The organism is Nitratireductor sp. XY-223, from assembly GCF_004959855.1.
Taxonomy (GTDB): domain Bacteria; phylum Pseudomonadota; class Alphaproteobacteria; order Rhizobiales; family Rhizobiaceae; genus Hoeflea_A.
Genome location: NZ_SPNT01000011.1, coordinates 1 through 11,742, shown reverse-complemented (window position 1 = coordinate 11,742; position 11,742 = coordinate 1). Strand labels below are relative to the sequence as shown.

At 62.0% G+C, this 11,742-nt stretch carries 9 protein-coding genes and 3 tRNA genes; 9 read left to right on the top strand and 3 right to left on the bottom strand.

The annotated features are described in order from the left end of the window. The first annotated feature begins 532 nt into the window (after window positions 1-532). The 3 genes from E4M07_RS24610 (at window position 533) to prfB (ending at window position 5,613) form a co-directional block, all read left to right on the top strand. A complete protein-coding gene (locus E4M07_RS24610) occupies window positions 533-1,699 on the top strand; it encodes an N-acetylmuramoyl-L-alanine amidase (RefSeq protein ID WP_246660588.1) in 1,167 nt (388 codons plus the stop codon). Window positions 1,700-1,887: 188 nt separating this feature from the next. Beyond that, a complete protein-coding gene (locus E4M07_RS24605; protein WP_136661075.1) occupies window positions 1,888-4,350 on the top strand; it encodes a penicillin-binding protein 1A in 2,463 nt (820 codons plus the stop codon). 134 nt (window positions 4,351-4,484) lie between these two features. Next, window positions 4,485-5,613 (top strand): peptide chain release factor 2 gene (gene prfB, locus E4M07_RS24600; protein ID WP_136661074.1). Its coding sequence is split into 2 segments (ribosomal slippage): window positions 4,485-4,550 and window positions 4,552-5,613, totalling 1,128 coding nucleotides; the frame shifts between segments, so codons are not numbered across the junction. A gap of 9 nt (window positions 5,614-5,622) precedes the next feature. Here the strand turns inward: prfB and E4M07_RS24595 are convergent. Beyond that, the gene (locus tag E4M07_RS24595) at window positions 5,623-6,165 is read right to left on the bottom strand and encodes a hypothetical protein (RefSeq protein WP_136661073.1); all 543 of its coding nucleotides are present in this window, start codon (window positions 6,163-6,165) and stop codon (window positions 5,623-5,625) included. Between the two features lie 39 nt (window positions 6,166-6,204). Beyond that, complete coding sequence (locus tag E4M07_RS24590; protein ID WP_136661072.1) at window positions 6,205-6,978, bottom strand: NAD kinase; 774 nt, start codon at window positions 6,976-6,978, stop codon at window positions 6,205-6,207. Window positions 6,979-7,125: 147 nt separating this feature from the next. Here E4M07_RS24590 and E4M07_RS24585 point away from each other — a divergent pair. The 3 genes from E4M07_RS24585 (at window position 7,126) to E4M07_RS24575 (ending at window position 9,721) form a co-directional block, all read left to right on the top strand. After that, window positions 7,126-7,201 (top strand) — tRNA-Thr (locus tag E4M07_RS24585). Window positions 7,202-7,374: 173 nt separating this feature from the next. Then, window positions 7,375-8,907 carry an AMP-binding protein gene (locus E4M07_RS24580; RefSeq protein WP_136661071.1) on the top strand — a complete coding sequence of 511 codons (1,533 nt, stop codon included), beginning with the start codon at window positions 7,375-7,377 and terminating at the stop codon, window positions 8,905-8,907. A 4-nt stretch (window positions 8,908-8,911) separates the two neighbouring features. Further along, entirely contained in the window at window positions 8,912-9,721 is an 810-nt protein-coding gene (locus E4M07_RS24575; RefSeq protein ID WP_136661070.1) for a 3-hydroxybutyrate dehydrogenase, read from the top strand. A gap of 6 nt (window positions 9,722-9,727) precedes the next feature. Here the strand turns inward: E4M07_RS24575 and E4M07_RS24570 are convergent, their stop codons facing one another. Beyond that, on the bottom strand, window positions 9,728-10,582 hold the full coding sequence (locus tag E4M07_RS24570; RefSeq protein ID WP_136661069.1) for an RNA methyltransferase: 855 nt from the start codon (window positions 10,580-10,582) through the stop codon (window positions 9,728-9,730). Between the two features lie 213 nt (window positions 10,583-10,795). Here E4M07_RS24570 and E4M07_RS24565 point away from each other — a divergent pair. The 3 genes from E4M07_RS24565 to E4M07_RS24555 form a co-directional block, all read left to right on the top strand. Continuing rightward, window positions 10,796-10,880, top strand: a tRNA-Tyr gene (locus E4M07_RS24565). Between the two features lie 15 nt (window positions 10,881-10,895). Next, window positions 10,896-10,969, top strand: a tRNA-Gly gene (locus E4M07_RS24560). 268 nt (window positions 10,970-11,237) lie between these two features. After that, window positions 11,238-11,742 (top strand): GTP-binding protein (locus tag E4M07_RS24555; RefSeq protein ID WP_136661068.1); only part of this gene is annotated, 505 nt, incomplete at its 3' end.

Below are 11,742 nucleotides of genomic sequence, written 5' to 3'. Positions count from 1 at the left end.
TCGATGCCCGGATTCGCCCGGGCTCCATCGATTCAGTCCGAGAAGTTGAGGTGCTATGACGTCAGACGAATTGGCTTAAAGGCGCCCCGAATTCCTGTAACAGGTGGCTGCCGGATTTGCCGATTCTATCTCGTCAGCATGTCAACCCTCAACCCCGCTTTTATGTTCTTGAATTCGTTCTGGCAAGGGGAAAGCTGCATGGCCGGATGAGATTGGTTTACGGCGGAAAGTGTGGTTTGCCTGCTTTGCGCGCTGGCCGCGGCCAAAAAAGCAATCTGTTAAGAGCCTTGGGCGAGCGACGTCCGGGGTGCGTCAGTGCAACACTGGCGAAGCAAGTCCTGATTTCACCCGGATTTGGTTGCGGAGAAGCGGCGATTCGTTCAATAAGGACCGATCTGCTTCGCGCTTTCGCTGCTTCGCGACGCCAACGCCGGAAGAACCCAAGGTTCAGCCAACGATGAATATCCCCGCCGGACACGGCCGCACATTTTCGTACCTGTGTTGCTCAGTCGTTGTCGGCGTACTGCTGTTCTTGTCCGGTTCGACGATCGATCTTCGGGCGGGAGAAAGCGAGCAAAATCAGATCGTTGCCTTCGATTTTCGCATTGCGGGCGACGAGATGCGTACGCGCGTTGTCATCGAATTCGAGCAGCAGCCGGAATTCTCCCATCACCTGCTTGCCTCGCCGCACAGGCTCGTTGTCGACCTGCCTGAGACAATTTTCGGTTTTCCGGAGAAAGCGGCACACCCGCGCGGCCTGATTTCTGATATCCGCTATGGCGCCATGGCGCCCGGACGTTCGCGCGTCGTGTTTACCGCTGTCGGACCCGTGAAGACCGAAATGGCGGAAATCAAGGAAAACGAGGCCGAAGGGACCTTTCGTCTGGTCCTCGACATCGCGGCCGCTTCGGATGCCGAGTTCTCGAAACTGGTCGGACAGCAGCAATGGGATGCGCCGGACACCGCACCCGACGCGGGCGTCGTGCAGCCGCAGGACGGCGATGAAGAAACATTTACCGTGGCCGTCGATCCGGGGCATGGCGGCATCGACACCGGCACGCGCGGCCGCAACGGCGCGCAGGAGAAGGACATCACGTTGGCGTTCGGCAAGACGCTCAAAACGGCCCTTGAGGAAGTAGCGGGCGTGCGCGTTGTGCTCACACGTGACGACGATCGCTTCATATCGCTGGGCGAACGCGTGCGCCTGGCGCGCCAACACGACGCGGACCTGCTCGTTTCGGTCCACGCCGACTCGTTCCGCCTGCGCGGGGTGCGCGGCGCAACGGTCTACACGCTGTCGGACAAGGCGTCCGACGAAATGTCACGGGAACTGGCGGCGCGTGAGAACCGCTCCGACCTGATTGCCGGCCTGTCGCTGGAGGACGAGCAGGACACGGTCGCCGACATACTGATCGACCTGACGCGCCGCGAGACGGAGGTGTTTTCGATCGGCCTTGCCCGCGAAGTCGTCGATGCGTTCGACGGCCAGGTCAACCTGATCACCAACCCCCACCGTTCAGCGGGTTTTCGTGTCCTCAGGGCGCCTGAGGTGCCATCAATCCTTGTCGAACTGGGATATCTTTCCAATGTCGAGGACGAGAAGCTGATGACCGATCCCGAGTGGCGCCGGCGCACGGCCGAGCTGCTTGTTGCGGCGATAAAGTCCTATCGGGAGAAGATCGGCGGCGTCAGCAACTGAGCGCCCAAGCCCGGCCAGACCCGATTTGCCGATTGTGTGATAGATGCCACATTGATTAAGTAACGTCCTAGTTTATCTTATCAAATATGGTATTGGCCCTATTTTCCGCACATTCGACGCACTAGTCGGTGTATAGTATGGGGGCGAACTGACTCGCTCTACGGTAGAGGCAGCACCGGTAGGAATCGATGATCAGGCTGATCGGATATTTGTTTGGAATGGGTGCGGTCCTGTTCTTCGTGGCCGCGATAGGCATCGCCTTGTATGTCGGTGGCGTGACCCGCGACCTGCCGGATTACGAGGTTCTGAGCACTTATGAGCCGCCGGTGACAACACGGATTCATGCCTCCGATGGAGCGCTGATGGCCGAGCACGCCAGGGAGCGTCGGCTGTACATTCCGATCCAGGCTGTTCCCGATCGGGTCAAGGCCGCCTTTTTGTCCGCTGAAGACAAGAATTTCTACCAGCACAACGGGCTCGACTACACCGGGCTTGTGCGCGCGGTGATCACCAACGTGGAGAACTATTCCTCCGGCAAGCGCCTGGTCGGCGCCTCGACGATTACCCAGCAGGTGGCGAAGAACTTCCTGCTCAGCTCCGAACAGAGGCTTGAGCGCAAGGTCCGCGAGGCGGTTCTCGCTTTCCGCATCGAACAGGCCTATTCAAAGGACCGCATTCTCGAGCTGTACCTCAACGAGATCTTCTACGGTCTCAATTCCTACGGCATCGCCAGTGCGGCGCTGACCTATTTCAACAAGTCGGTGAATGAGCTTACCCTGCCGGAAGCGGCCTATCTGGCTGCCCTGCCGAAGGCTCCGTCCAACTATCATCCCTACCGCAACACCGATCGGGCGGTCGCCCGCCGCAACTGGGTGATCGACCGCATGGTCGAGAACGGCTACGTCAAGCCTGCGGACGGGGAGGATGCCAAGGCACAGCCGCTGGGTGTCAACCCGCGGATCGGCGGCGCCAGCCTGTTCGCCTCCGACTATTTTGCCGAGGAGGTGCGCCGGCAGATCATCGCCCGTTACGGCGAGGATGCGCTTTACGAGGGCGGATTGTCCGTGCGCACCACGCTCGATCCCGAACTTCAGGTCAAGGCCCGTCGTGCGCTGCAGCGCGGTCTGATCCGTTACGACACAAAGCAGGGCTATCGCGGCCCGGTGACGAACGTCTCCATAAGCGGCGACTGGGGCATCGCGCTTGCCGCGGTCGACCCGCTCCGGGACCTTCCGGAGTGGCAACTTGCCGTCGTGCTGGATGCGAACAACGAAAAGGCGACCGTCGGGCTGCGTCCGAAGAGCTCGGCCTCCGGCAAGGTGTCCGAAGAACGCCAGACCGTTGCACTGTCCGGTTCAGACATGGAGTGGGCTTACCGCGTCCGGACGGATGACAAGGCCAGCAAGGTCAAGACGGTTGCCGAGATTTTGAAGCCTGGCGATGTTGTCTATGTCGAGGAAGTGAAGGCCGGCGAAGACGGCAAGAAACATATTCTGCGGCAGTTGCCGCAGGTGCAGGGGGCCATCGCGGCGCTTGACCCGCACACCGGCCGCGTCCTGGCGCTGGTCGGCGGCTTCTCCTATGCCCAGTCGCAGTTCAACCGCGCGACGCAGGCCATGCGCCAGCCCGGTTCCGCGTTCAAACCCTTCGTCTACGCGGCGGCGCTCGACAACGGATACAGCCCCGCCTCGGTGGTTCTGGACGCACCGATCCAGCTGGTGTCGGGGGGCGAGTTGTGGCAGCCGAAAAACTACGGCGGCGGCTCTGCCGGCCCGTCGACGCTGCGGCTCGGCATCGAGCGTTCGCGCAACCTGATGACGGTTCGCCTTGCCAAGGACATGGGCATGAATCTGGTCGCCGAATATGCGGAGCGTTTCGGCATCTACGAAGACATGCTTCCGGTTCTCGCCATGTCGCTCGGCTCCGGCGAAACGACGGTCCTGCGGATGATTTCCGCCTACGCCGTGCTGGCCAATGGCGGCAAGCAGATCAAGCCGTCGCTGATCGACCGCATCCAGGATCGCTACGGCAAGACGATCTTCAAGCACGAGGAGCGCACCTGCGGCGCCTGCACGGTGACCGACTGGCAGAACCAGCAGGAACCCGAGGTCGTCGACAATCGCGAACAGGTGCTCGACCCCATGACCGCCTACCAGGTCACATCGATGCTCGAGGGTGTCGTCACGCGCGGCACCGCGGCAGGCAAGGTCAAGCTCGAGCGTCCGGTCGCCGGCAAGACGGGCACGACCAACGAGGAAAAGGACGCCTGGTTCGTTGGCTACACGCCTGACCTCGTCGCCGGCGTGTTCATCGGCTTCGACACGCCGACGCCGATGGGCCGCGGCTCCACCGGTGGCGAGCTTGCGGCGCCGATCTTCAACGAGTTCATGACGGCCGCGCTGCAGGAAAGCCGCCCCGTGGATTTCCGTGTGCCGCCGGGATTGCAGCTGATCCCGATCAACCGCAAGACCGGGATGGAGGCCCAGCCGGGCGAACCGGACGTCATCTATGAATCGTTCAAGCCGGGAACCGGTCCCGCCGATTTCTTCTCCGTCATCGGCATGGAGGAATATGCGACGGGCGAGGAGATCCTGAACGTGTCGCCGCAGGCGAACCGGGCGATCATTTCCGGAGCCGGCGGACTCTACTGACAACTCATACCGATGAAAACGGCGGGCGCGGTTCCAACGCGCCTTTACTTGCCGCGGACGGATGATTATGGTCCGGCGCGCCGCGCGGTATCCGGCTCGCCAAGGCGTTATCAAAAAAGGAAAAAAGAAGCACAATGCGCTCTGAAATTCAGGTTATCGTCGACGAAATCAGGCAGGCCATAAGCCTGCTGAGGAGGCATCTTTGACTGGGATCAGGCGCTCAAACGACTGGAATTCCTGAACGTCAAGGCCGAGGACGCGGACATATGGAATGATCCGCAGGAGGCCCAGAAACTGATGCGCGAGCGTCAGCAGCTCGAGGAAAACATCTCGCGCCTGCGCGATCTGGAATCGCGGCTCGATGACAATATCGGCCTGATCGAACTCGGCGAGGAAGAGGGCGACGACGACGTCGTGCGCGAGGCCGAGGACGCGCTGCGCGCCATGAAGTCCGAAATCGACCGGCGGCAGATCGATATCCTGCTTTCCGGCGAGGCGGATTCCAACGACACCTATGTGGAGATCCACTCCGGCGCCGGCGGAACGGAAAGCCAGGACTGGGCCCAGATGTTGATGCGCATGTACAGCCGCTGGGCCGAAAAGCGCAACATGAAGGTCGAGGTCCTTGAGGTCCACGACGGGGAGGAAGCCGGGATCAAGTCGGCGACGCTGCTGGTCAAGGGCCACAATGCCTATGGCTGGCTGAAGACGGAATCCGGCGTTCATCGCCTCGTGCGCATATCGCCGTTCGACAGCCAGGCGCGCCGTCACACCTCGTTCTCGTCGATCTGGGTCTATCCCGTCATCGACGACACCATCGAGATCGATATTCCGGATTCGGAGGTGCGGATCGACACCTACCGGGCATCGGGTGCCGGCGGACAGCACGTCAACACGACCGACTCCGCCGTTCGCATAACCCACATCCCGACCAACATCGTCGTCCAGTGCCAGAACGAACGCTCCCAGCACAAGAACCGGGCGACCGCGTGGGAAATGCTGCGTTCGCGCCTTTACGAAGAAGAGCTGAAGAAGCGGGAGGCGGAAGCGAACGAACAGGAAGCCGCCAAGACCGAGATCGGCTGGGGCCACCAGATCCGCTCATACGTCCTGCAGCCCTATCAGCTCGTCAAGGACCTGCGCACCGGAACGGAGAGCACCAGCCCCCAGGATGTGCTCGATGGCGATCTTGACGGATTCATGGAAGCGGCGCTCGCGCACCGGGTCCATGGCGGCGATGACGTGGTCGAGGATATCGACTAGCGCGCTGCTCTAATTTGTCGCCGGCGTGAAAGCCACGTCTCCGAATTCATCCACGAACAGCTCCCACGTGTCGGGTTCGGCCGTCGACGGATCGCGCTTGAGATAAACGAAGGTGACGAAGCCCGGCAGCTTGGCGATGCCGGTCGAGTCTTCCGGCCGCATGTCCGTGATATAGGCCTTCATCTCGGACAACGCGACGATTTCGCGTGTATCGAGCAATGTCGGTCCGTCCTCGCTGAGCCAGATCCGCTGCAGGAAAAGGCGCGACGTGTTGTCCTGCGAGCGCACGGCGATTGAGCGGTAGTAGCCGCGGCGGTTCTGCTTTTCGGTGTTTTCCGCCGTCGATTCGGAATCGGAGTTTTCCTCGGCGCTGACCTGATCGGACCAGAAACCGCCGCTGACAACCGCCAGGACGCGCGCCGGCGTCGTTGTCGCCATGACCTCGGGCGCCTCGGATGCGACGACCGGGCTTGCCGTAGCCGCGAGCAGGGCGGCAAACAGCCCGATCGCCGACGTTCGGCAGATTTTGGCAAAAATCGAAACGGATCGCATTGTTCTACACCTCCTACTCCAAACATGCGGAGTTGTGCGTCAATAAAGAAACTGTTCGGCCAGAATCCGGTCGTCCCAGCTGTGGTCCGGATCGGACAGGATCCTGGCCGTTACCTTGTCCGACTCGCGCACGGTCACCTTTTGCACGGACTTGACCTCCGTGTGGTCGGCAACGGCGTTGACCGGACGCTTGTCCGCCTCAAGGACCTCGATGTCCACCGTCACGCGATTGGGCAAAAGGGCGCCGCGCCAACGCCGCGGACGAAACGGGCTGACCGGCGTCAAAGCCAGCAGCGGCGCCTCGAGCGGCAGGATCGGTCCGTGGGCGGAAAGGTTGTACGCTGTCGAGCCCGCCGGCGTCGCCACCATCAGCCCGTCGCAGATCAGTTCCTCGATCCGCACCCGGTCGTCGACCAGCACCCGCAGCTTCGCTGCCTGGTAGGACTGGCGCAGCAGCGACACCTCGTTGATGGCATAGGCGCGGACGGTATTTCCCTCGCTATCGACGGCCGTCATCTCAAGCGGGTGGATATGGTGTTCGACGGCGGCATTGATCCGCTCGCGCAGATCCTCTTCCCGGTATTCGTTCAAAAGAAAGCCGACGGAACCCTGGTTCATGCCGTAGATCAGCTTGCCGGAATCCATGGTGTCGTGGAGTGTCTGGAGCATGAATCCGTCGCCGCCGAGCGCCACCACGACGTCGGCCTGTTCCGGGTCCGTCTGGCCGTAGAGCGTTGCAAGATGACGGGCGGCTGCGCGCGCGCTCTCGGTCTCGCTCGATATGAAGGACAAGGTGGAGAGCTTGCGCGTCATCGGCATCCGGTTCCGGGTTGAATTCGCGCCTAACATGGCGAGAAACGGCACTTACGACAAGGGGTTAGCAGCGATCCGGCGAATAAACCATCATCTTCGCTTTTAATTTACTTTACTCGCGCAGGATTTATGTTAATTGCACGCTATGCCCTTGTAGCTCAGTTGGTAGAGCACCTGATTTGTAATCAGGGGGTCGGGAGTTCAAGTCTCTCCGGGGGCACCACCCACGTTAAATTCCCGCATTTCGTTTACACGCACAACGGTCTTGCTCGGTTGCACTTGTTCGCAAGGCAAGCCGTATCGGTGCGTCCAAAAAAGCGCGAAATCATAGTAGAAATACGGATTGGCAGCACCGCGGAAGCTCCGTAAGGACAGGCCCGGTGTGAGGGAGGATCCATGAATCTCGCCATCTGGCTGCAGCGAACCGCACAGTTGCATCCCGACCGGCCCGCGCTGCTGGTCGGCACCGACGCGGCGGCGGACTACCGCGAATTCTCGCGCCGTGTCGGATCGATTGCGGGCGGCCTGCGCGCGCGTGAGGGTATTGCGCCCGGTGACCGCGTTGCGATCTTCGCACGCAATTCACTGGCCTATTTGGAACTGCTCCACGGCATCTGGCACGCCGGAGCGGTCGCCGTTCCGATCAATGCGAAGCTGCATGCTGCGGAGGCTGCCTGGATCATGGAGGACGCCGGTGCACGGCTGGCCCTTTGCGATCCCGGATCCCTGCCGGATCTGACGCGTCGCCTGTCCGGCGATGGCTGCAAGCTGGTCGCCATAAACGGGGATGACTTCGACAGCCTGCGGACAGGGTTTGCGGCGATCGATCCCGTCGAACGGTCCGCCGATGACCTCGCATGGCTGTTCTACACGTCCGGAACCACCGGCCGCCCGAAAGGCGTGATGCTCACGCACGGCAATCTGCAGGCGATGGCATTTTCTTACTTTGTCGACGTCGATCCGGTCTCGCCGGACGATGCCGCCCTTTATGCGGCGCCCATTTCCCACGGCGCCGGCATCTACAGCATCCAGCATGTCATGAAGGGCGCGCGCCACGTGGTGCCTCGGTCCGGCGGTTTCGATGCCGGCGAGATTCTCGGCCTCGCTGAAGAGCTTCAGGACGTGCACATGTTCGCGGCCCCGACGATGGTGCGGCGGCTTGTCGACGCGGCAAAGGCGCAGAACATGGACGGGCAGGGGATCCGCACCATCGTCTACGGCGGCGGACCGATGTATCTCGAGGACGTTATCGAGGCCGTCGACGTGTTCGGGCCGCGGTTCTGCCAGATCTACGGCCAGGGCGAATCGCCGATGACCATCACCGCTCTGCCGCGCGATACGATCGCCGACCGGACCCATCCGCGCTGGCGCGAGCGCCTGGCATCGGTCGGAACGGCGCATTCATGCGTCGAGGTGCGCATTGCCGGACGAGACGGGCGCACACTGCCGGCGGGCGAGACCGGGGAAATCCTGGTGCGCGGCGCGACGGTCATGGCCGGGTATTGGCGCAATGAATCGGCGACCGCCGAAACGCTGCGCGACGGCTGGCTGTGGACCGGCGACATGGGCGCCATGGACGAGGACGGTTTTCTCACCCTCAAGGACCGGTCCAAGGACGTGATCATATCCGGCGGCAGCAACATCTACCCGCGGGAGATCGAGGAGGTCCTCCTGCGCTTTCCCGGCATCCGCGAGGCAAGCGTCGTCGGCAAGGCCCATCCCGAATGGGGTGAGGTGGTTGTCGCATTCATCGTTTCCCACGCCGATGCGGATGTCGACGGCGAAGCCCTGGACGCGCACTGCCTGGAGAACATTGCCCGGTTCAAGCGTCCGAAGCACTACCGCTTCATCGACGAACTGCCCAAGAACAATTACGGCAAGGTGCTGAAGACGGAACTGCGCCGCATGCTGGAAGCAAAGGACGAATAGAAAGATGACGGACCGGTTTCTTCAGGACAAAGCGGCGCTGGTGACAGGATCGACACAAGGCATCGGTCTGGCGATCGCCGAGGCGCTGGGCGGAGCCGGCTGCCGCGTCGCCATCCACGGGCTTGGAGACGCCGCGACCATCGAAAGTGCAGAAACCGCCGTGCGCGACGCCGGTGCCGCTGAAGTCCGTTTTTTCAATGCCGATCTGCGTGATCCAGGCGCGATCGGTTCGATGATGCGGGAAGCTGCCGAGTGGGGCGGCGTCGATATCCTGGTCAACAATGCCGGTGTCCAGAAGACGACGTCGCTGGAGGATGCGGACACCGAGACCTGGAACGCGGTTATCACGGTCAACCTGTCGGCCGCATTCCACACAATGCGTCTTGCAATGCCCGCCATGGGCGAACGCGGTTACGGGCGTGTCATCAACATCGCCTCCGTGCACGGCCTCGTCGCCTCGCGCGAGAAGGCGCCCTATGTCGCCTCCAAGTTCGGGCTGGTCGGCATGTCGCGGGTCGCGGCGCTCGAATATGCGGCGCTGGGAGACCGCGCCTCCGGTGGCGTCACCGTCAATTGCATCTGCCCGGGCTGGACCGAGACGAGCCTGATCGAGCCGCAGATCGAAGCCCGGACCCAGCAGGTGGGCGGTGGCAGGACGGAGGGAATTGCCGATCTCCTGCGCGAGAAGCAGCCGTCACTGCGCATGTCGGACCCGATGGAAATCGGCGCGCTCGCAGTCTGGCTGTGCCACCGGCACGCCCACAACATCACCGGCACGTCGGTGCCGGTCGATGGCGGTTGGACTGCGCAGTAACCTTCTTTATGAGTGCGAATCGAGGAACTGCCGCGCCGCGTAAAGCGAGATCGCGGCCGCGTTCGAGACGTTCAGCGACCTGATGGCGCCCGGCATGTCGAGGCGCGCAAGGGCCGTGACGGTCTGGCGGGTCTTCTGGCGCAGGCCCTTGCCTTCGGCGCCGAGGATCAGCGCGATCCGGCTTCCGGAAAAGGACCGTTCGAGCTGTTCCGGCCCCTCCGAGTCGAGCCCGACGGTCAAGAAGCCGAGCCGGTTCAGTTCCTCGATGGCTTCCGCCAGATTGACCACCTGAATATGGGTAATGAGTTCCAGCGCACCCGAGGCCGATTTGGCAAGCACACCCGATTCCTGCGGACTGTGCCGCATGGTCGTGATGATCGCGCCGGCGCCAAGCGCGACGGCCGAGCGCATGATCGCGCCCACATTGTGCGGATCGGTGACCTGATCGAGGACCAGCAGGAGAGGGCAGTCTTCGAGATCTGAAATCCGGCGGGCCGCAAGCGGCTTAGCCTCCACGACGACGCCCTGGTGGATCGCGTCTCCGGGCAGCATCTTGTCGATCGCCTGTGGCGTCGCAAGTTCGACCGGGAAGGGCAGGGCCGCGGGATCGGCAATGTCCAGACGCGCGAGGGCGTTGCGTGTGACCGCCATGCGCATGATCACCCGGTCGGGATTGTCGATCGCGGCGCGCACGGTGTGCAGCCCGTAAAGCATCACGCTTTCCGGCAAGGCACGGGCGCCGGCCGTGCCCTTGCCACGCGCCGCCGACGACTGCGCCGCCTTCGCATCACGATAGGCCCTGCGCCGTTTTGCATGGTAGCTGTCGCGCTCTTTGCGGTCGTCGGATTCGTCATTGCTCATGGCCGGTCCTTATAGATGTGCGAGGCGGTTTGGCAAAGCACTCGTTCACCTGTTCACCGGCTGAAATCAGGGCAGTCGTACAATGCCGAAAATTTCCGCGAATGCGTGTTGACAGAAACCGGCGCTGCCTGCATAACCCCGGCGCAGATTCACCCGGCAACAGCCGCCGTGAATTGGTCATTTGCCTTGTCACATGACCCCGTCAGTGGAATTGGAGGGGTGCCTGAGCGGTTAAAAGGGGCGGACTGTAAATCCGTTGGCTATGCCTACGCTGGTTCGAATCCAGCCCCCTCCACCATCTCCCACTGGCTGCGCGGGTATAGCTCAATGGTAGAGCAGCAGCCTTCCAAGCTGAATATGCGGGTTCGATTCCCGCTACCCGCTCCAACAACCTGCCGACCGATTTGCCCGCAGCCTGATGATCGTGACCGCCTCGAGACGGCTGGCGCTTAAATTCTTGTAAGAACTTACTATCTTAAGGGCAGCTGCGCTGAACGACGGGAACGACCGGCGATCTGTGCCGGCGGAGCGATTTGGTCTTGCTTCGCGGCGCTGAAAGCCTTATTGGCCTTCGATCATCTGGGTTCGCTTCGCCGGGAGCGCCCGATCTTGAGCGCCTTAGTGCAAACTTTGAGTATGACAGGACTGGAATATCATGGCGAAAGGCAAATTTGAGAGAACGAAGCCGCATGTGAACATCGGCACGATTGGTCACGTTGACCACGGCAAGACGTCTTTGACGGCAGCGATCACGAAGTACTTTGGCGACTTCAAGGCGTATGACGAGATTGACGGCGCGCCGGAAGAAAAGGCCCGCGGCATCACCATTTCGACGGCCCATGTCGAATATGAGACGGATGCGCGCCACTACGCCCACGTCGACTGCCCCGGCCACGCCGACTATGTGAAGAACATGATCACCGGCGCTGCGCAGATGGACGGTGCGATCCTGGTTGTATCGGCCGCTGACGGTCCGATGCCGCAGACGCGCGAGCACATCCTGCTTGCCCGCCAGGTCGGCGTTCCGGCGATTGTCGTTTTCCTCAACAAGGTCGATCAGGTCGACGACGAGGAGCTTCTTGAGCTTGTCGAGATGGAAGTGCGCGAGCTTCTCGACACCTATGAGTTCCCGGGCGACGACATTCCGATCGTCAAGGGTT